23 protein-coding genes are annotated in these 18,238 nt (G+C 64.9%); 14 read left to right on the top strand and 9 right to left on the bottom strand.

Annotation, left to right across the window (positions count from 1 at the left end):
* Positions 1–9: 9 nt before the first annotated feature.
* The 3 genes from mnmG to FFS18_RS02500 all read right to left on the bottom strand — a co-directional run bounded on the left by mnmG (position 10) and on the right by FFS18_RS02500 (position 3,685).
* Positions 10–1,878: a tRNA uridine-5-carboxymethylaminomethyl(34) synthesis enzyme MnmG gene (mnmG, locus tag FFS18_RS02490; RefSeq protein WP_137869638.1), complete on the bottom strand. Its 1,869-nt coding sequence runs from the start codon at positions 1,876–1,878 to the stop codon at positions 10–12.
* A gap of 185 nt (positions 1,879–2,063) precedes the next feature.
* A complete protein-coding gene (mnmE, locus tag FFS18_RS02495; protein WP_137869639.1) occupies positions 2,064–3,380 on the bottom strand; it encodes a tRNA uridine-5-carboxymethylaminomethyl(34) synthesis GTPase MnmE in 1,317 nt (438 codons plus the stop codon).
* Between the two features lie 11 nt (positions 3,381–3,391).
* Entirely contained in the window at positions 3,392–3,685 is a 294-nt protein-coding gene (locus FFS18_RS02500; protein ID WP_137869640.1) for a DUF6489 family protein, read from the bottom strand.
* 106 nt (positions 3,686–3,791) lie between these two features.
* Between FFS18_RS02500 and FFS18_RS02505 the strand changes: the two genes are divergently transcribed.
* Together FFS18_RS02505 and FFS18_RS02510 are read left to right on the top strand one after the other, a co-directional pair.
* Positions 3,792–4,490: a dienelactone hydrolase family protein gene (locus FFS18_RS02505; protein ID WP_137869641.1), complete on the top strand. Its 699-nt coding sequence runs from the start codon at positions 3,792–3,794 to the stop codon at positions 4,488–4,490.
* Positions 4,487–4,894: a nuclear transport factor 2 family protein gene (locus tag FFS18_RS02510; protein ID WP_137869642.1), complete on the top strand. Its 408-nt coding sequence runs from the start codon at positions 4,487–4,489 to the stop codon at positions 4,892–4,894. The genes FFS18_RS02505 and FFS18_RS02510 overlap by 4 nt, the downstream gene beginning before the upstream one ends.
* A gap of 4 nt (positions 4,895–4,898) precedes the next feature.
* On the opposite strand, the gene FFS18_RS02515 is transcribed toward FFS18_RS02510, so the two are convergent.
* From FFS18_RS02515 to hemE, 6 genes are all read right to left on the bottom strand, one after another.
* A complete protein-coding gene (locus FFS18_RS02515) occupies positions 4,899–5,300 on the bottom strand; it encodes a DUF1489 family protein (RefSeq protein WP_137869643.1) in 402 nt (133 codons plus the stop codon).
* A 103-nt stretch (positions 5,301–5,403) separates the two neighbouring features.
* Positions 5,404–6,129, bottom strand: a complete 726-nt coding sequence (locus FFS18_RS02520; protein WP_120217672.1) for a TerC family protein — start codon at positions 6,127–6,129, stop codon at positions 5,404–5,406.
* Complete coding sequence (locus tag FFS18_RS02525) at positions 6,126–6,416, bottom strand: antibiotic biosynthesis monooxygenase family protein (RefSeq protein ID WP_137869644.1); 291 nt, start codon at positions 6,414–6,416, stop codon at positions 6,126–6,128. Before FFS18_RS02525 ends, FFS18_RS02520 begins: the two co-directional genes overlap by 4 nt.
* A gap of 15 nt (positions 6,417–6,431) precedes the next feature.
* On the bottom strand, positions 6,432–7,688 hold the full coding sequence (rho, locus tag FFS18_RS02530; protein WP_120217674.1) for a transcription termination factor Rho: 1,257 nt from the start codon (positions 7,686–7,688) through the stop codon (positions 6,432–6,434).
* 207 nt (positions 7,689–7,895) lie between these two features.
* Positions 7,896–8,345 carry a CopD family protein gene (locus tag FFS18_RS02535; RefSeq protein ID WP_137869645.1) on the bottom strand — a complete coding sequence of 150 codons (450 nt, stop codon included), beginning with the start codon at positions 8,343–8,345 and terminating at the stop codon, positions 7,896–7,898.
* Positions 8,346–8,347: 2 nt separating this feature from the next.
* Entirely contained in the window at positions 8,348–9,376 is a 1,029-nt protein-coding gene (gene hemE, locus FFS18_RS02540; RefSeq protein ID WP_137869646.1) for a uroporphyrinogen decarboxylase, read from the bottom strand.
* A gap of 485 nt (positions 9,377–9,861) precedes the next feature.
* On the opposite strand from hemE, the gene FFS18_RS02550 reads away from it, so the two are divergent.
* The 12 genes from FFS18_RS02550 to FFS18_RS02605 all read left to right on the top strand — a co-directional run bounded on the left by FFS18_RS02550 (position 9,862) and on the right by FFS18_RS02605 (position 18,144).
* Positions 9,862–10,674, top strand: coding sequence for a pyruvate, water dikinase regulatory protein (locus FFS18_RS02550; protein ID WP_137869648.1), 813 nt, complete (start codon positions 9,862–9,864; stop codon positions 10,672–10,674).
* A complete protein-coding gene (locus FFS18_RS02555) occupies positions 10,671–11,267 on the top strand; it encodes a Maf family protein (RefSeq protein WP_137869649.1) in 597 nt (198 codons plus the stop codon). The genes FFS18_RS02550 and FFS18_RS02555 overlap by 4 nt, the downstream gene beginning before the upstream one ends.
* The gene (aroE, locus tag FFS18_RS02560; protein ID WP_120217679.1) at positions 11,264–12,079 is read left to right on the top strand and encodes a shikimate dehydrogenase; all 816 of its coding nucleotides are present in this window, start codon (positions 11,264–11,266) and stop codon (positions 12,077–12,079) included. The genes FFS18_RS02555 and aroE overlap by 4 nt, the downstream gene beginning before the upstream one ends.
* The gene (gene coaE / locus FFS18_RS02565) at positions 12,076–12,699 is read left to right on the top strand and encodes a dephospho-CoA kinase (protein ID WP_120217680.1); all 624 of its coding nucleotides are present in this window, start codon (positions 12,076–12,078) and stop codon (positions 12,697–12,699) included. Before aroE ends, coaE begins: the two co-directional genes overlap by 4 nt.
* Before the next feature lie 19 nt (positions 12,700–12,718).
* On the top strand, positions 12,719–13,420 hold the full coding sequence (gene dnaQ, locus FFS18_RS02570; RefSeq protein WP_120217681.1) for a DNA polymerase III subunit epsilon: 702 nt from the start codon (positions 12,719–12,721) through the stop codon (positions 13,418–13,420).
* Between the two features lie 45 nt (positions 13,421–13,465).
* Positions 13,466–14,038, top strand: coding sequence for a ribosome hibernation-promoting factor, HPF/YfiA family (gene hpf, locus FFS18_RS02575; RefSeq protein ID WP_120217682.1), 573 nt, complete (start codon positions 13,466–13,468; stop codon positions 14,036–14,038).
* Between the two features lie 148 nt (positions 14,039–14,186).
* Positions 14,187–14,651, top strand: a complete 465-nt coding sequence (locus FFS18_RS02580) for a PTS sugar transporter subunit IIA (protein ID WP_088439859.1) — start codon at positions 14,187–14,189, stop codon at positions 14,649–14,651.
* A gap of 21 nt (positions 14,652–14,672) precedes the next feature.
* A complete protein-coding gene (locus tag FFS18_RS02585) occupies positions 14,673–15,011 on the top strand; it encodes a DUF1491 family protein (protein ID WP_120217683.1) in 339 nt (112 codons plus the stop codon).
* Positions 15,012–15,207: 196 nt separating this feature from the next.
* A complete protein-coding gene (locus tag FFS18_RS02590; protein ID WP_137869650.1) occupies positions 15,208–15,876 on the top strand; it encodes a cell wall hydrolase in 669 nt (222 codons plus the stop codon).
* Between the two features lie 71 nt (positions 15,877–15,947).
* On the top strand, positions 15,948–16,559 hold the full coding sequence (locus FFS18_RS02595; protein WP_137869651.1) for a DUF4136 domain-containing protein: 612 nt from the start codon (positions 15,948–15,950) through the stop codon (positions 16,557–16,559).
* Complete coding sequence (locus FFS18_RS02600; RefSeq protein ID WP_137869652.1) at positions 16,556–17,665, top strand: M14 family metallopeptidase; 1,110 nt, start codon at positions 16,556–16,558, stop codon at positions 17,663–17,665. Before FFS18_RS02595 ends, FFS18_RS02600 begins: the two co-directional genes overlap by 4 nt.
* Complete coding sequence (locus tag FFS18_RS02605; protein ID WP_171005196.1) at positions 17,662–18,144, top strand: GNAT family N-acetyltransferase; 483 nt, start codon at positions 17,662–17,664, stop codon at positions 18,142–18,144. The genes FFS18_RS02600 and FFS18_RS02605 overlap by 4 nt, the downstream gene beginning before the upstream one ends.
* Positions 18,145–18,238 lie beyond the last annotated feature (94 nt).

Here is an 18,238-nt window from a genome sequence, read left to right on the forward strand (position 1 = left end):
GCCAGGAAATCAAGCCGCCCGCCGCCGACTATGCACCATGATCGCGGTGAGCGCCGCGGGCGTCACCCCATCGATCCGCCCCGCCTGCCCCAGCGTTTCGGGCCGCGCCTTGGTCAGCCGCTCGACCATCTCGCGCGACAGCCCGCCGATAGCGGCATAGTCGAGCGCCGGGTCGAGCAATATCGCCTCATTCGCCGCCAAGGACCGCAATTCGGCGTCCTGCCGCGCGATATAGGGTGCATAATGGGCATCCTCGGCGACCTCCAACAGAATTGCGGGGTCGATCGCGTCGAGTTCGGGCGCAAGCCGCGCGAGCCGCGCCATCGTCATCTCGGGATAGCGCAGCAGGTCGATCCGCTTGCGCGCGATCCCGTCGCCGGGCAGCGTCAGCTCGACCGTGGCATAGTCGGCGGTGCTCACCACGACATCGAGCAAAGCTTCGGCCCGCGCCCGCTGGGCCATCCGCGCCGCGAAAAGCGCCGAGGTCGCCCGGCGCACCAGCCCCAACTCGATCCCTTTCGGGGTCAGCCGTGTCGCGGCATTGTCGGCGCGCAGCCGCAGCCGATATTCGGCGCGGGCCGTCAGCATCCGATACGGTTCCGTCACTCCCTGCAGGACCAAGTCATCGACCATCACGCCGATGTATGATTCGCTTCGATCGAGGACCAGCGGATCGCGCCCCTGAACGGCGAGCGCCGCATTGGCGCCCGCGACGAGCCCCTGAGCCGCGGCTTCCTCATATCCGGTCGTGCCGTTGATCTGCCCCGCGCACCAGACGCCGGGCATCGCGCGCACCTGCAATGTCCGGTCAAGCGCACGCGGGTCGATATGATCATATTCGACCGCATAGCCCGGAACAACCATCTCGACCGATTCGAGCCCGTCCATCGTCCGCAGCATCGCGAGCTGGACATCGGCGGGCAGCGAGGTCGAAATCCCGTTCGGATAGACAAGGTGCGTGTCGAGCCCCTCGGGCTCCAGGAAAACCTGATGCCCGTCGCGGTCGGCGAAGCGATGAATCTTGTCCTCGATCGACGGACAATAGCGCGGCCCCGCTGCGCCGATCGCGCCGGTGAATAGCGGCGAGCGATCGAGGTTCGCCGCGATGATTGCATGCGAATCGCTGTTCGTGCGCGTGATCGCGCAGAAAATCTGCGGGACCGTGCGTTCCCTGTTCCACGTGGAACAGGTCCAGCTTGCCCCTTCGGCGCTGTCCGACGGCTGTTCGCCGAGCCGCGCCCAGTCGATCGTGCGTCCATCGAGCCGCGGCGGCGTTCCTGTCTTGAGCCGCGCCATCGGCAGGTCGGCGGCGCGCAATTGTTCGGCGAGCCGGTGTGCGCCAGCTTCGCCGATGCGGCCACCCTCCATGCGCTCCTCGCCGCGGAACAATTTTCCACCGAGGAACGTGCCCGTTGCGAGCACGACCGCGCTCGCGGTCAGCGCCGTGCCATCAGCTAGCTCGAGCCCCTCGACGCGTCCTGCATTCGACAATCGCAGTGCTGCCGCTTCGCCGGCAATCACCGTGATGCCCTTCTCCGTGGCGAGCAAATTTTGGATCGCGTCGCGATATAATTTGCGGTCGGCCTGGATCCGCGGCCCTTGTACCGCGGCACCCTTCGACGCGTTGAGCATCCGGTAATGGATCGCCGCAGCGTCGGCCGCGCGCGCCATCCAGCCGTCGAGCGCGTCGACTTCGCGCATCAGATGGCCCTTGCCGAGCCCGCCGATCGCGGGGTTGCACGACATCGTCCCGATCAGCGAGGGGTCGAAACTGACGAGCGCGACGCGCGCGCCGAGCCGCGCCGCCGCGGCCGCCGCCTCGGTTCCGGCATGCCCGCCGCCGACGACGATGACATCAAAAATCGCTGAATCCTGCATGATCGTGGGGCGCATAGCCGAAACCGCCGCTCGAATCCATCAGCGCGTAGGTCATGAAATATCTCACACGAACATACAAAGATCGCGCGTCCGCCAGCAGGCCTACACGCCATCTGTGTATGTTCGTGTGAGACGAAATGGGGCTCACGTCCGCCGTATCGGAAACCGCCGTTTCACGTGGAACATCATTTGCCGATGCAGAAACGCCCGAACAGCGTGTCGAGCATATCCTCGACCCCGGCACGTCCGGTGATGCGGTCGAGCGCTGTCGCCGCGAGGCGCATCCGTTCGGCGAGCAGGATCAGGTCGCCAGCCTCGCGCGACCCGGATTCAATCTCAAGCCATTGTTTTGCCTCGGAAAGTGCTGCACGTTGACGCTGGCGCAGCGCCGCCTCGCCCTCGCGCGGCAACAATGTCCGCGCCATCTCGACGATCATGCGGTGGAGCCTGTCCATCCCCTCGCCCGTCGCCGCCGACAGCGTCAGGTCGCACCGCGCCGCGTCGGCTTCGGCAGCGGCATCGCCCTTCCAGCGATCGGCTTGCGCCGCGATCAGGATCGCGCGCGGATGGTCAGGCACTGCCTTCGGCGGCCCAAGCCAGAGCAAAATGTCGGCGGCGTCGATCGCCGCCTTCGCACGGTCGATTCCGATCGCCTCGATCGCATCGGCCCCTTCGCCGCGAATCCCGGCGGTATCCGAAAAGCGCATCGCGATGCCGTCCAGCGCCAGCGGCGTTTCGATCACATCGCGCGTCGTTCCCGCGACAGGCGATACGATCGCGAGTTCCCTTTGCACCAAGGCATTGATTAAAGTAGATTTTCCGGCATTTGGCGGCCCTGCGATCACCACCGAAAGTCCGTCGGCGATCACTTCGGCCGCGGGCCGCGCCAGCCATTCGTCCAGCTCGCCCGCCAGCGCTGCCATCCCCGCAATCAAGCGCTGCGCCACAACTTCGCCAACTTCCACATCATCTTCGTCGGCAAAATTGAGCTCGGCCTCGGCTCCCGCCATCAGCGTCAGCAGCCGCTCCTGCCACCCCGCGACGGCGCGCGATACATGTCCGCTAGCCATACCGAGCGCCTGCACCCGCTGGCTCTCGGTCTCGGCCGCGAGCAGGTCGGCCAGCCCCTCGGCCTCGGCGAGGTCGATCCGGCCATTGTCAAACGCGCGCCGGGTAAACTCGCCCGGCTCGGCGCGCCGCAGCCCGGACATCGCGCCCAGCGCGGCCTCGACCGCCGCGACGACCGCGCGACCGCCGTGAAGGTGCAGTTCGGCGAGATCCTCGCCCGTCGCCGTCGCCGGCCCCGGAAACCACAGGACAAGCGCCCGGTCGAGCGGGGCACCTTCCCCGTCGCTGAGCTCCGCCAGCGACGCGCGACGCGGCGCGGGCAAGCGTCCCGCCAGCGCCTGAAGCGCCGCTGCGGCGTTGGGCCCGCTGACGCGCACGACACCGATCGCCGCCGGCGGCATCCCGCTCGACAGCGCAAAGATCGTGTCGTTCACCAGGCTTTGGTTCAGCTCTTGCGCCCCTTGGCGGGGTTGTCGTCGCCGCTCTCGTCTGCCGACTTCGATCCGCCCATCAATCCGCCGCCGAACTGGCCGAGCAGCGACTGGACAAGCTCGAGCCCGCTGCCACCCATCGGCACCCAGGTCTTGACCATCGACTGCACCATGTCGGGCGTGATCCCCTTCGCCATCAATTCCTTGACGCGCGAAAGATAGATGTCGTGCAGCGGTTCGAGGTCGGGAAGCCCGAACAGGCGCCGCGCCTCTTCGGGGGTGCAATCGATCTCGATATTGAACTTCATCGCCTGTCTCCGCCCCAAAATGCCGGTTAGCCGCTTGAGCCATGCTCGCGGCCCCGCTAGCTTCGCGCTTTCACAGCAAAGAAGCAAGAGACAGGAGAGCTCCCATATGGCCGCGACGAACACCACCATCCCCGCGCTCGATGGGACCAACGCTATCCCCGCCTATGTCGCGCGTCCCGACGCCGACGGGTCGCGGGCGATCATCGTCATCCCCGAAATCTTCGGCGTGAACGCCGGGATTCGCGAAAAATGCGAAGACTGGGCCGCGCAGGGCTATCTGGCAATCGCTCCCGACCTGTTCTGGCGTTTTGCTCCCGGGGTCGAGCTTGACCCCGATGTCGAGGCCGAACTGCAGGAAGCCTTCGGCTATTTCGGTCAATATGATGCCGACGACGGGGTCAAGGACATCGAGGCGGCGATCCGCTGGCTTCACGCTCAGGGCGCCGCCAAGGTCGGCTGCGTCGGCTTCTGCCTTGGCGGACGGCTGGCCTATATGGCGGCGGCGCGCACCGACATCAGCGCATCGGTCGGCTATTATGGGGTGATGATCGACCAGATGCTGAACGAAAGCCACGCGATTGCGCATCCGCTGATGCTGCATATTCCCACCAGCGATCATCTTGTCGGGCCGGAAGCGCAGGCGAAGATGCACGAAGGGCTCGACCCGCATCCCAAGGTCACGCTCCACGACTATCCCGGGCTCGACCACGGCTTTGCCGCGACGAGCGGGAACCGCCGCGATGAAGCGGGCGCGCAGCTTGCCGATGGCCGCACCAAGGCCTTTTTCGCCGAGCATCTGGCATGAGCGGCGGCGGAACGGCCCACGCGGGCGTCGCAGCCTGGCACGCCTATATGGATGGCGGCGGCGATCCGCAGGCGCTGCGCGACATGCTCGCCGCCGATGCCGTGTTCCACTCCCCCGTCGTCCACACCCCGCAGGAAGGGCGCGACAAGGTTTTCGCTTACCTTCATGCGGCGAGCCATGTGCTCGGAAGCGACGATTTCCGTTACGAACGCGAAATCATCGATGGCGATCAGGCGATGCTGGAGTTTGCGACGACGCTCGACGGCATCCACATCAATGGCGTCGACATCATCCGTTGGAACGGCGACGCAAAAATATCCGATTTCAAGGTGATGGTCCGCCCGCTCAAGGCGATCAACAAGGTGTGGGAGAAGATGGGCGCGATGCTCGCCGCGCAAGGATGACGCGCTAGATCAGCATCAGGGCGGCGAGTTCGCGGTAAAGGTGCGGCGGCAGGTCTGCGGCGCCGTCCCGATCCGCCATACCGTTCGGCGCATCCTCATCGGCGAGGTAGCGCCACCCCTGATGCGCGCGCTTGGGCAGCGGCGGCAGGATTTCCAGATCGTCCGAACAGACGATATCGACCCGGCCATCCTTGCGATCGTCGAAGCGCAAGATCCGTTGCCGCGCGACGATCCGGTGCTTGATGATCCAGTGCAGATAACCGCCGACCAGCTCGTCCATCCGCTTCGGCCGCATCCGTGTCGGTACGCGCAATTCGCCTTCGCTCGCCCGCGCCGCGACCCGGCGCGCAAAGGTTTCGACCTGCGCACAGCCGACCGCAACCTTGGTGAGATGAAGCAACGCCATCGGCAATAAATGGGGCGGCGACCGCGAAAACCAAGTCGTTTGGGGCAGAGCCTGTCGCGCGACCGGCCGCAGCCGATCGCGCGAACAAGCACGCGGGCCGGGTTTAGCCCAGCAGCGTCCCGAGCCCGACCGACGGGTCGACCCAGCCGTCGTAGATCATCTTCACCGCGACATAGACGATGACCGCGAGACCGATGTAGGCGATCCAGCGATAACGCTCGATATATTTGGCGATGATGTTCGCCGCGAGGCCCATCAGCGCGACCGCAACGATCAGGCCGACGATCATGATCCCCGGATGATCGCGCGCCGCCCCGGCGACCGCGAGCACATTGTCGAGGCTCATGCTGACGTCGGCGATGGCGACCGCCCAAGCGGCACCGGCGAAGCTCTTGGCAGGCTTCAGCCCCGAATGTTCGTCGCCGACAATTTCGGGCGAACCGGCCGAATGCGCACCATCACGCAATTCGCGCCACATTTTCCAGGCCACCCAGGCGAGCAGCAGGCCGCCGATGAAGATCAGCCCGACAATCTGCAGCAGCTGGGTGACGACCAGCGCAAAGGCGATGCGCAAGACGAGCGCGGCGAGGACGCCGATCAGGATCACCTTGCGGCGCTGTTCGGGCGGCAGGCCCGCGGCGAGCGCGCCGACGACGATCGCATTGTCGCCCGCCAGCACGAGGTCGATCAGCAACACCTGCAAAAACGCCGCCATCGCGGCGGGTTCGGTGATGTTCGAAAAATCATTGACGATATGGCCCCAGATTTCGCTGGGGCCGCCAAAGCCCTGTGCGGCCGTGGTGGCGGCGGTCAACAAAAGGTCAATCACACAGGCTCTCCGAAATAAAGCACGACCGGCATGGGGTCATAAAAGGGATGCAACAGCGCCCGCCACTGCTCATATCGTTCGGAGCGGCGGAAACCATCGCGATGGTCTTCCATGCGGTCCCAATGCACGATCAGCAAGTAGGTTTCCACCGCTTCGCACCCACGCCGCACTTCCATGCCCAAAAAACCGGGAGAGGCGGCGATCAGTGGGCGGGCGGTGGCAAGGGCGCGCTCGAAAGCGGCGCCCTGCCCGGGCCGAACCTGCAACAAGGCCTGTTCGACGATCATCCCGCCGGGGCGCGACTATTGATTCATCGAATCGAAAAAATCTTCGTTGGTCTTCGAATCCTTGATCTTGTCGAGCAGGAATTCCATCGCGTCGATCGTGCCCATCTGCATGAGGATGCGGCGCAGCACCCACATTTTGGACAGCTTGTCCTTCTCGACGAGCAATTCTTCCTTGCGGGTGCCCGACTTGCCGACGTCGAGCGACGGGAAGATGCGCTTGTCGGCGACCTTGCGGTCGAGCACGATTTCCGAGTTACCGGTGCCCTTGAATTCTTCGAAGATGACTTCGTCCATGCGGCTGCCGGTGTCGATCAATGCGGTCGCGATGATCGACAGCGAACCGCCTTCCTCAATGTTGCGCGCGGCGCCGAAGAAGCGCTTCGGACGCTGGAGCGCATTGGCGTCGACACCGCCGGTCAGCACTTTGCCCGAGCTCGGAACGACCGTGTTGTAGGCGCGGCCGAGGCGGGTGATCGAGTCGAGCAGGATGACGACATCCTTCTTGTGCTCGACGAGGCGCTTGGCCTTTTCGATCACCATTTCGGCGACCTGGACGTGGCGCGTCGCGGGTTCGTCGAAGGTCGAGGAGACGACCTCGCCTTTCACGCTGCGCTGCATGTCGGTGACTTCCTCGGGGCGTTCGTCGACTAGCAGGACGATCAGATAAACCTCAGGATGGTTGTCGGTGATCGCCTTGGCGATATTCTGCAGCAGTACCGTCTTGCCCGTACGCGGCGGCGCAACGATCAATGCGCGCTGGCCCTTGCCCTGCGGGCTGACGAGATCGATGACGCGCGCCGACTTGTCCTTCACCGTCGGATCGACGGTATCGAGCGACAGCTTCTGGTTCGGATAGAGCGGCGTCAAATTGTCGAAATTGACGCGGTGGCGAACGACGTCGGGATCGTCGAAATTGACGCTGATCAGCTTGGTCAGCGCGAAATAGCGTTCGCCATCACGCGGCGCGCGGATTTCGCCCTCAACCGTGTCGCCGGTGCGCAGGCCATATTTGCGGACCTGGTTCGGCGAGACATAAATGTCGTCGGGACCGGCAAGATAATTGGCATCCGACGAGCGCAGGAACCCGAACGAGTCGGGGAGAACCTCGATCGTGCCCGAACCGATGATTTCTTCGCCCTCTTCGGCGAGTTCTTTCAGGATCGAGAACATCAGGTCCTGCTTGCGCAGCGTCGATGCGCCCTCGACGCCCAGTTCTTCCGCCATTTCGACGAGCTGGGCGGGCGCTTTGGTTTTGAGTTCTTTAAGATGCATGGGATGGATTCCGGGTGATATTCAGGAAAAAATGCCGTTGTTTTTCATTGCACCGCAAGGGTGCCTATCCGGCCGTGGGACGACCGTTTGCGATAGCTCCGACGCTGGGGAAGCGCCGCCCGACTGGCGGGATTGCCATGGCCCCTATCCCTCGCGCCATGCCAAGTCAATCGGGCTGGCCTCGATCCCCGCGCCAGCGGCGCGCGATCAGGGACGAATGACAGCCAGGATCACGATGATCGCCGCGGCGACGCCGGGGACTTCGTTGAGCAGCCGGAGCTGCTTTTCGGTCAGCGGCCGCAAACCCTGTTGCAGCTTTTTGAAATAACCGATCATCCAGCCATGATAGCCCGACAGCGCAAGCACCAGGATGAATTTGGCGATGAACCAGGTTTCACCCCAATAATTGCCGTTGAAGGCGAGCAGCAGCCCGAGCAGCCAGACGATCGTCAGCGACGGGTTCAGGATGATCCGGCGGAGCCGGTCCTCGCGCTCGATCCATTTCTTATCTTCGTCTGACCCGACCGGGCATTGGTGGTGATAGACGAAGAAGCGCGGCATCATGAACAGGCCGGCCATCAGGAAAATCACAAAAATGATATGCGCGGCTTTGACCCAAAGCATCGTCGCCCCCAAAAATCCTGCCCAGTCTGCCATAACTACCCGCCGCGAACGCGCCTGATCAGATGCTCGACATGCGCGATCGGCGTGTCGGGCACGATCCCGTGGCCGAGATTGAAGATATGGGGACGCGCCGGGAAGGCCGCAAGGATGCGGTCAATCGCGGCGTCGAGCGCTTCGCCGCCCGCGACGAGCGCAAGCGGGTCGAGATTGCCCTGCACGGGAAGGTGCGGCGGCAGCGCCGCGTCGGCCCACACCGGATCGACCGTCTCGTCGAGCCCGATCGCGTCGACGCGGGTTTCGTCGGCATAGGCGCGGAGTTTCCCGCCTGCCCCCTTGGGAAAGCCGATCACCGGGGTGTCGGGATGGATGGCCTTCAGACGGCGGACGATTTCGGCATTGGGCGCGATGACCCAGCGTTCGAACTGCGCCGGGCTGAGGCTGCCCGCCCAGCTGTCGAACAATTGCACGGCTTCGACGCCATGTTCGATCTGGCCCGCGAGGTAATTTACCGTAACATCGACGATCGCATCGATGATGGTCTGGAAGCCGTCCGGATCGCCGAATGCCATGCGCCGCGCGGCGGCCTGGTCCTTCGACCCCTGCCCCGCCACCATATAGGTGGCGACCGTCCAGGGACTCCCTGCAAAGCCCAGAAAGGTCGTCTCGGGCGGAAGCGCCGACGCGACGCGCGCGACGGTTGCATAAATGGGGTCAAGCCGCTCGGGCGCGGCCTCGAGCGATGCCAAGGTTGCGTCCACCAGCGGCGGAGCGAGCCGCGGCCCCTCGCCCGCCTCGAACCACAAATGCTGGCCAAGCGCGTGCGGGACAACGAGGATGTCCGAAAAGAGGATAGAGCCGTCGAAACCAAAGCGCCGGATCGGTTGCAACGTCACTTCGGCGGCGGCTTCGGGATCGTAGCAAAGCTCGAGAAAGCCGCCCTTGGTTTCCCGCAGCGCGCGATATTCGGGCAGATAGCGCCCAGCCTGGCGCATCAGCCACAGCGCTGGACGTTCCTGCCGTGCCCCGCGCAGCGTTGCGAGCAGGTTTTTCGATGACGCCTTCACGCGGCCCCTCTTTCTCTCTTCATAAATATTTAAATAGGATTGTGGTGGTTTGTTGGTCGCCGGACAAGCGCGGCTTTAGGCCGGGGCGTCCCTTTTGCCAACAGCTTGACTCCCCGATCGATACGTCGGCGGCCAGAGTCGCAAGGCATGATCCCCCTAATTCACAGCCTGTGGATAAGATTCGTCCCTTGTGGAAAACAGGTGGAGCGGAATCGGCAGCGTCGGGGATGAATCCATCGTCCCGATTTGCTCCCGGCGCTTGCCCCAAACTTATCCACAGACGGTGCCGTGGAGCGTTTTCGACGAGCCGCACGCCATATCCCGTTCGTGTCGAGCGATGTCGAAACACCCCGTAGCCGTGCGCTCTCCAAGTGTGTCTCGACCTCGCTCGACACGAACCGAAATGGGGATGATCTGGAGATCGCCCGATCCTCCCCTCCACCTCCCTGCTTGCCTTTTTCCACGCCTTTGGCCCAAGTGGCGCGATGGGCCGACTTCACCTTCATCTCATATCCGACTCCACGGGCGAGACACTGGAAAATATCGCCAAGGCGGCGATCGCGCAGTTCGACGATGTCGAGGTGGTGCGCCATTTCTGGCCGATGGTGCGATCGGAATCGCATCTCGACCGGATCATGGCCGAAGTTCAGGCAAGCCCGGGGATGATCCTGTTCACGCTGGTGAACGGCGAGCTGCGCGCCAGTCTCGAACGCCGCGCCGGCGCGCTCAACTTGCCGCTCGTCCCCGCGCTTGATGCGGTGACCGACGCCCTGTCGCGGATGCTGGGCCAGGAAGCCAAGGCGCGGCCGGGACGCCAGCATCAGCTCGACGCGGCCTATTTTGCGCGCGTCGAGGCGATCCAGTTCACCGTTGCGCACGACGACGGCATCGGCTGGGAAAATTGGGAACAGGCCGACATCGTCCTCGCCGGCGTGTCACGCACCTCGAAAACTCCGACGAGCATCTATCTCGCCAACCGCGGCTTCAAGACCGCCAACATCCCGATCGTCCCCGAATCGCCGCCTCCGCAAGCGCTCTATAATTTGAAGCGTCCGATGGTCGTCGGGCTGACGACCGGGCTCGACCGGCTCGTGCAGGTGCGGCGTAACCGGCTGCTCTCGCTCAACCAAGCGCCCGAAACCTCCTATGTCGACGACGAACGGGTGAAGGCCGAGCTTGCCTATGCGCGGCGGATGTTCGCCGACAACGGCTGGCCGGTGATCGACGTGACCCGGCGTTCGATCGAGGAAACCGCCGCGGCGGTGATCAAGCTGGTCGAGGATCGGGCGAGCGCATGACGTTGCTGCTCGCCTCGCAAAGCAGCGGCCGCGCGGCAATGCTCCGCGCCGCCGGGCTGGAATTTGAAACCACCGCCGCGCATGTCGATGAAGAAGCGCTCACCGCGTCGTTGCTCGCCACCGGTCAGACCGCGCGCAATATCGCCGACGCGCTCGCCGAGGCCAAGGCGATCAAAATCTCGTCGCGCCTGCCCGGCGTCACCGTGATTGGCGCCGACTCGACGCTCGCCCTCGACGATGGCGCGATGCTGTCCAAACCCGCCAGTCCCGAAGAGGCCGCCGACCATTTGCGCCGCATGGCGGGGACGCGCCACCGGCTGTTCAGCGCCGTGGTCGCGGCGCGCGATGGGTCGCCGGTGTGGCGCGCGGTGGGCGAGGCGAAGCTGTGGATGCGTCCCTTGTCGGACGCGTTCATCACCGCCTATGTCGCGGAGCATTGGGACAGAATCCGCTGGACCGTCGGCTGTTACGAGATTGAAGGAGCGGGCGTGCAATTGTTCGACCGGGTCGAAGGCGATCCCTGGACTATCGTCGGGATGCCGATGCTGCCGCTCTTGTCGTGGCTCCGCACGACCGGGCTGGCATCGTCATGAGCGGGCCATCCTATGCCGAGGTGATCGGCGATCCGATCGCGCAATCGAAATCCCCGCTGATCCACAAATTCTGGCTCGACGCCTTGGGCCTCGCGGGCGATTATCGCCGTTCCCACGTCACGCCCGACGCGCTCGCCGCCTTTGTCGAACAGCGCCGCGCCGACCCCGATTGGCGCGGCTGCAATGTCACGATCCCGCACAAGGTGGCGGTCATGGATCTGGTCGATGATCCGGGGAATATCCGCGGGACGATCGGCGCGATGAACACGATCGTTCGCCAGTCCGATGGGTCGGTCATCGGCACCAACACCGACGCCGCGGGTTTTTATGCGCCGCTCGCCGATCTCGATCTGGAGGGTGCGCCGGTCGCCGTGGTGGGCGCGGGCGGCGCGGCGCGGGCGGTGCTGTTCGCGCTCGCGCGCGCGGGGGTCGGACATGTGACAATCCTCAATCGCAGTCCATTGAAAGCCATGGGGCTGCTCGCGACCTTTGGCCTCAAGGGCGAGGTTGTCGGGCTCGATTCATCGCTTCCGCCGGTATCGCTGCTGGTCAATTCGAGCAGCCTCGGGATGACCGGCCAGCCGCCGCTCGACCTCGACCTTTCGCCGCTCCCGGACGATGCGATTGTCTATGACCTCGTCTATGCGCCGCTCCAGACCGGGTTGTTGGGGGCCGCCGAGGCGCGCGGGCTTGACACCGTCGACGGGCTCGACATGCTGATCGGGCAGGCGGCGCTTGCGTTCGAGCTATTTTTTGGTGCTCCGCCGCCCGAAGGCCGCGACGACGAACTGCGAGGGCTGCTCACCGCATGAGGCACCATCCGCGTCCCGGTTCGCGGCTGCGGCGACCCTTCATCCTCGGCCTCACCGGATCGATCGGCATGGGAAAGTCGACCGCGGCGGCGATGTTCGAGCATGAAGGCGTGCCGGTGTTCGACGCCGACGCCGAAGTCCACCGGTTGCAGGGGCCGGGCGGCGCGCTCGTCGCGGCGATCGAGGCGCGCTTTCCGGGCACCACCGGACCCGGCGGCGTCGATCGCCAGAAACTGGGCGGGCTGGTGCTCGGCAACCGCCATGAACTCGCCGCGCTCGAGGCGATCGTCCATCCTGCGGTGTTCCGGGCGCAGAAAAAATTCCTCGCCCGCCACCGCGCGCGCGACGTCGTGGTCCTCGACATCCCGCTCTTGTTCGAAAAGGGCGGCTGGCGCCGCGTCGGTGCGATCGCGGTGGTGTCGGCGCCGACCTGGATGCAGACCAAGCGCGTCATGCGCCGCCCGGGAATGACCTATGACCGTCTGAAGGCGATTCGCCGCCTGCAGGTGCCCGACCGCGTCAAGCGCGCGCGCGCCGATTTCATTATCGAAACGGGCGGACCGAAAAGCGAGACGCATCGCCAGATTCGCGCCATCGCCTCTTGTTTCCGCGCCCGATAGGGTCCAGATTAACCGCTCAATGCGCGAGATTATCTTCGATACGGAAACCACGGGATTCGATCCCAAGACCGGGGACAGGCTGGTCGAAATCGGGTGCATCGAACTGGTCGACCGCCGCGAAACCGGCCAGACCTTCCACGCCTATTTCAACCCCGAACGCGACATGCCCGCCGCCGCCGAAGCGGTGCACGGCCTGTCGATCCAGTTCCTGTCGGACAAGCCGTTGTTCGCAACCCGCGTCGACGATCTGCTCGAATTTCTCGGCGACGCGCCGCTGGTCGCGCACAATGCCGCGTTCGACTTCGGTTTCGTCAACGCCGAACTCGCGCGCGCGGGCCGTCCCGCGCTCGACATGGCGCGGATGTGCTGCACGGTGCAGATGGCGCGCAAGCTCCATCCGGGCGCCAAGCACAGCCTCGACGCGCTCTGCACGCGCTACGGCATCGACCGCAGCCACCGCGTCAAGCATGGCGCGCTGCTCGATGCGGAACTGCTCGCGCACCTCTACATCGAAATGACCGGCGGCCGGCAGATCGGGCTGGGACTCGCGGCGTCGGCGACGAACGTCCCGACGCTCGCCGCCGCGGCCCCTGCGGTACCGCGCGGCGGCGATCGTCCGTTCCGCGAACCCCGACCCCATATGGCATCGGCCGCCGATCTGGCACGCCATGCCGAATTTGTCGCAGGGCTGAACCAGCCGCTGTGGCTCGATACGGTGTGATGGTGATCGCATAAGTCATCGCACCGGCCAAGAAGGAGAAGAAAAATGGAAATCCGCGTCTCTGGCCACCAGATCGAAACCGGCGAAGCGCTGCAGGCGCATGTGTCGGACCGGATGAACGCGATTGCCGACAAATATTTTTCGCGCGCGATCGGGGCGCACGCGACCTTTGGCAAAGGGCCGCACGACAGTTTCCAGTGCGACATCGTCGCGCATGTGATGCAGGGGCTGGTGCTCAAGGGGCATGGCCAGGCGCAGGACGCGCATGTCGCGTTCGAAGGGGCGGCCGAGCGCATCGAAAAGCAGCTGCGCCGCTATATGCGACGATTGAAAGACCGGAATAGCGGTCCGGCGCAGCCTTCACCGACGGTCGACGAGATCGACGACAATGCGAGCTATATCGTCTTTGACGGTGGCGGCGAGGAAGATGCCGGCGACGCCCCCGCGATCATCGCGGAAACGCGCGTCGACATCCCCAACAGCAGCGTGTCCGACGCGGTGATGATGCTCGACCTTCGCAACACCAACGCCTTGCTGTTCGTCAACAGCAAGACGGGTTCGCACAATATGGTCTATCGCCGCGACGACGGGACGATCGGCTGGGTCGAACCACGATAGGGCTGGATTTTCTTCGCCAACCGGCATAAGGGCCGCGCCCAATACGTCCTATGCCGGTATGGCGGGGCTCCGGTATGACCTCGCCGCGATCGTCCTTGCGGAGTGCCCGGCCCAATTGCCCGGCGGCTACACAGATTTGACCAGAACCATGAACCTTTCTTCCCTTCTCTATCCCGCGACCGTGCGCGCGCACGTCCAGCTCGATTCGAAAAAGGCGCTTTTTCCCTTTGTCGGCGACCTCGCCAGCCGCTCGCTCGGGCTCGACGCGGGCGAAGTCAGCGAAGCGCTGCTCGAACGCGAGCGTCTCGGTTCGACCGGGTTCGGGCGCGGAATCGCGCTGCCGCACGCCAAGATGGCCGATCTGACCGGGGTGCGCGGGCTGTTTCTGCAATTGTCGCGCCCGATCGACTTCAACGCGGTCGATGGCCTGCCGGTCGATCTGTTGTTCGTGCTGCTGTCGCCGCTCGACGCGGGTGCCGACCATCTCAAGGCGCTGGCCGGGGTGTCGCGGATGCTGCGCAACGAAGCGATCGCCGAACGGCTGCGCGGGGCCAAAAGCGACGAAGCGCTCTATGCGCTGCTCGCCGATACCGAAACGCGTGACGCGGCCTGACGCCGCGGCGCGAACTGGCGCATGACGCGGCTGACCAGCCGCTTCCTTGTCGACCTGCTGCTGCGCCGCACCGAATCGGCGGGCGGATTTGCGACGATCCTCGTCAAGGGCGACGAGCATTCGGGGATCATCCTTGTCCAATGCGCCGAGCGCGGCCAGCCCGGGCCGCTGCTTGAACGGCGCTTTTCCCCGACTGGCGACTATATATGGGAGGCGGTCGGCCCCGCCGACCCCAAAGATGGTGAATCGCGCGCCAACTACCAGGACCGTCGGCAAAAGGCCGATCCTGATCTATGGATCGTCGAACTGGATATCGCAGATGCGCCACGACTCGTCGCGGAGTGGGCTGCGTTAACTTGACTCTGTTGCAGCGCACAATAGGTGGCGCGCATTCGATAACGCGTAGGTCGGCCCGCGGGTTGCATTGTCTTGACGATGCCCCGGCAGAACGGGCTGGACACGCAGTCGGACGATGACCGCAAGCGGCGATACTGGACCATAGTCCCCCGCTTGTTTTGAGAGGTTCGGTTCATCGGCCGCACTTTTGACGGACAATATGAGTCGTATCCTGAATACAGCCAGCGTGGCTGCCGTCGGCATGACTGCCGCGACCATGCTGCTTTTGGCGGAACCCGGTTTTGCGAGCGATCTTGCTGCCGACGCCAATCTTCCCGCCCTGCTCGCCCCGAGCGCACCTGCGCCGGTCGCGACCGATCAGGCGGATCTGTCGATCGAGGCCAATGCGCCGGTCGCAGACATCAGCAAGAACGACGACCAGACCCCCGCGCCGGAAGCGAAGCCGACCCCGGTGACCGCCGAATCGCTCGCCGCGCTTGTCGCCGCGACCCCGCGCCCCGCCGACATCGACCCCGAACTGCGCTGCCTCGCCGGTGCGGTCTATTTCGAATCGCGCGGCGAATCGCTTCCCGGCCAGCTTGCGGTCGCGCATGTCGTGATCAACCGCGCCGAGTCGGGCCGCTTCCCCAAAAGCCTGTGCGGTGTCGTCCATCAGAAAAGCCAGTTCAGCTTTGTGCGCGGCGGCAAGATGCCGGCAATCCGCGAAGGCGCCCAGTGGAACAACGCCCTTGCGATCGCGCAGATCGCGCGCGACGGCAGCTGGAAGAATCATGCGCCGGGCGCGCTGTTCTTTCACGCCCGCTATGTCTCGCCGGGCTGGCGCAAGACGCGCATCGCGCAGATCGACAACCACATCTTTTATCGCTGAACCGGACGCCGCCGCGCCGCGGCGGCATCCCATTCATTGCCAAGCCATATTTGCTGGCGCATGATGACGGGATGACGCGTCAAATTTCTGTCGCCCTGCTTTGCGCAGCGGCGCTTTCGCTCGGCGGCTGTGCCACCGCGGTCCCGCCGGTCGAGGTCACGCGCTTCCACAATGCCGCGCCGGGCTGGGCGCCCGGAACGCGTTACGCGATCGCGACCGCGCCGCTCGATGGCCCGGCGGCGAGCATGCCGTCGCTCGAATGGAACAGCTATCGCGCCGCCGTCGACCAGCAGTTGCAGCGGCTGGGGCTGGTCGCTGCGGGCAGCAACGAACGCGCGCCGCTGCTTGTCCGTATCGTCTTTGAGCGGAGCGAACAGCCGATGGCGGCGCGGCGCTCGCCGGTATCGGTCGGGGTCGGCGGTTCGACCGGCAGCTATGGGTCGGGGGTCGGGCTCGGTATCGGGGTCAACCTGGGCGGCGGTCCGAAGCGGATGGCCGATCTGCAGCTTTCGGTGCGCATCGACGATGCCGCGACCGGGCAGGCCTTGTGGGAAGGCCGCGCGCTTACCGCGATTCCGGTGAAGGCACCGGCCGCGCAACCCTCGCTCGCCGCGGCAAAATTGGCCGAGGCCTTATTCAAGGACTTCCCCGGCGAATCGGGACGCACTATCAGCGTCCCATGACCATCACCATCAACGCCGCGTTCGACAGCGGCAACATCGTCGTGGATTCGATCGACGGCACCGCGGCGCGCCTTTCGATTCGCAAGGATCGCGAATCCGATTTCTTCCAATGGTTTCATTTCCGCGTGTCGTGCGCGATCGGCGACGCGCTCGATCTGGCGATCACCGGGCTCGACAGCTCGGCCTATCCCGACGGCTGGCCGGGCTATGCGGCGTGCGCGAGCTACGACCGCGACTATTGGTTCCGTCTCGACACCAGCTATGATGCCGGCACGCTGACGATCCGTCACACCGCCGAAAGCCCGATCCTCTACATCGCCTATTTCGCGCCCTTCTCGATGGAGCGCCATCATGATCTGGTCGCCAGCGTTGCAGAGTGCGAGGGCGTCACCTATCGCTGCCTCGGCACCAGTCTCGAAGGCCAGCCGATCGACTGCCTCGAAATGGGCAGCGGCGACACGCAGGTCTGGCTCTATGCCCGCCAGCATCCGGGCGAGAGCATGGCCGAATGGTGGGTCGAGGGTGCGCTCGAAAAGCTCACCGACCCCGCCGATCCGCACGCGCGCTCGCTGCTCCGGAAATGCCGCTTCCACATCGTCCCGAACATGAATCCCGACGGGTCGTGTCGCGGCCATTTGCGGACCAATTTTGCGGGCGTGAACCTCAACCGCGAATGGGACAATCCGACCGCCGAACGCAGCCCCGAAGTCCTGTGCGTCCGCAATGCGATGGATGAAACGGGCGTCGATTGGGCGATGGACGTCCATGGCGATGAAGCCATCCCCGCGGTGTTCCTCGCCGGGTTCGAGGGGATCCCTTCGCTGAAGCCCGGACAGATGGACAAGTATAAGGCGTTCCAGGCCGCGCTCGCCGCGAACAGCCCCGATTTTCAGGTCGCGCTCGGCTATAGCGAAGCGGCGCCGGGCAAGGCCAATCTGTCGATGTCGACGACCCAGCTCGCCGAGCGTTTCGGCGCGGTGTCGATGACGATCGAAATGCCGTTCAAGGACAATGACGACCTGCCCGATCCGGCGGTCGGCTGGTCGCCCGAACGATCAAAATTGCTGGCGCACGCGTGCCTCGCGACGCTCGATCAGATGCTGTGACGACCGGCGCGGGGGAGGGCGACTGGCGGATCGTCGAAGACGATCTGTCGGGCGCCGCCATCCGCGCGCTCCTCGAACAGCATTTTGCGGGGATGCTCGCCAATTCGCCCGCGGGCAGCTGTCACTTCCTCGACTTTGACGGATTGCGCGCGGGCAATGTGACCTTCTGGTCGATCCACGACGGCGATACGCTGGCGGGATGCGGGGCGCTGAAGCAACTTGATGCCGCGCATGGCGAGATCAAATCGATGCGCACCGCCGATGCCTTCCTGCGCCGCGGCGTGGCAGCGCGGATGCTCGACCATATAATCGACGAAGCGAGGCGGCGGGGACTGGCGCGGCTCAGCCTCGAAACCGGATCGGGCGCGGCGTTCGAGCCCGCGATCGCGCTCTACCGCCGCTATGGCTTCGACGATTGCGCGCCCTTCGCGGACTATAAACCCGACCCGTTCAGCCGCTTCATGACGCGGGTGGTCTGAGACAATAGTTTCGCACGAAGACACAAAGACACGAAGAAACAGCGATCGGTCGTCAGGCTCCCCGTTTTTGGCGGCGCTGCGCCTTGCTGCAACT

This window comes from Sphingopyxis sp. 2PD, from assembly GCF_005503695.1.
Lineage (GTDB): Bacteria > Pseudomonadota > Alphaproteobacteria > Sphingomonadales > Sphingomonadaceae > Sphingopyxis.

What these genes read in the sequence shown, in the direction of transcription:
- FFS18_RS02550 (WP_137869648.1), top strand. Translation starts at nt 9,862, where the DNA reads ATGGGCCGACTTCACCTTCATCTCATATCCGACTCCACGGGCGAGACA.
- FFS18_RS02505 (WP_137869641.1), top strand. Translation starts at nt 3,792, where the DNA reads ATGGCCGCGACGAACACCACCATCCCCGCGCTCGATGGGACCAACGCT.
- FFS18_RS02555 (WP_137869649.1), top strand. Translation starts at nt 10,671, where the DNA reads ATGACGTTGCTGCTCGCCTCGCAAAGCAGCGGCCGCGCGGCAATGCTC.
- coaE (WP_120217680.1), top strand. Translation starts at nt 12,076, where the DNA reads ATGAGGCACCATCCGCGTCCCGGTTCGCGGCTGCGGCGACCCTTCATC.
- dnaQ (WP_120217681.1), top strand. Translation starts at nt 12,719, where the DNA reads ATGCGCGAGATTATCTTCGATACGGAAACCACGGGATTCGATCCCAAG.
- FFS18_RS02595 (WP_137869651.1), top strand. Translation starts at nt 15,948, where the DNA reads ATGACGCGTCAAATTTCTGTCGCCCTGCTTTGCGCAGCGGCGCTTTCG.
- FFS18_RS02510 (WP_137869642.1), top strand. Translation starts at nt 4,487, where the DNA reads ATGAGCGGCGGCGGAACGGCCCACGCGGGCGTCGCAGCCTGGCACGCC.
- aroE (WP_120217679.1), top strand. Translation starts at nt 11,264, where the DNA reads ATGAGCGGGCCATCCTATGCCGAGGTGATCGGCGATCCGATCGCGCAA.
- hpf (WP_120217682.1), top strand. Translation starts at nt 13,466, where the DNA reads ATGGAAATCCGCGTCTCTGGCCACCAGATCGAAACCGGCGAAGCGCTG.
- FFS18_RS02500 (WP_137869640.1), bottom strand. Translation starts at nt 3,685, where the DNA reads ATGAAGTTCAATATCGAGATCGATTGCACCCCCGAAGAGGCGCGGCGC.
- FFS18_RS02515 (WP_137869643.1), bottom strand. Translation starts at nt 5,300, where the DNA reads ATGGCGTTGCTTCATCTCACCAAGGTTGCGGTCGGCTGTGCGCAGGTC.
- FFS18_RS02600 (WP_137869652.1), top strand. Translation starts at nt 16,556, where the DNA reads ATGACCATCACCATCAACGCCGCGTTCGACAGCGGCAACATCGTCGTG.
- FFS18_RS02525 (WP_137869644.1), bottom strand. Translation starts at nt 6,416, where the DNA reads ATGATCGTCGAACAGGCCTTGTTGCAGGTTCGGCCCGGGCAGGGCGCC.
- FFS18_RS02585 (WP_120217683.1), top strand. Translation starts at nt 14,673, where the DNA reads ATGACGCGGCTGACCAGCCGCTTCCTTGTCGACCTGCTGCTGCGCCGC.
- FFS18_RS02580 (WP_088439859.1), top strand. Translation starts at nt 14,187, where the DNA reads ATGAACCTTTCTTCCCTTCTCTATCCCGCGACCGTGCGCGCGCACGTC.
- FFS18_RS02590 (WP_137869650.1), top strand. Translation starts at nt 15,208, where the DNA reads ATGAGTCGTATCCTGAATACAGCCAGCGTGGCTGCCGTCGGCATGACT.
- mnmG (WP_137869638.1), bottom strand. Translation starts at nt 1,878, where the DNA reads ATGCAGGATTCAGCGATTTTTGATGTCATCGTCGTCGGCGGCGGGCAT.
- rho (WP_120217674.1), bottom strand. Translation starts at nt 7,688, where the DNA reads ATGCATCTTAAAGAACTCAAAACCAAAGCGCCCGCCCAGCTCGTCGAA.
- FFS18_RS02535 (WP_137869645.1), bottom strand. Translation starts at nt 8,345, where the DNA reads ATGGCAGACTGGGCAGGATTTTTGGGGGCGACGATGCTTTGGGTCAAA.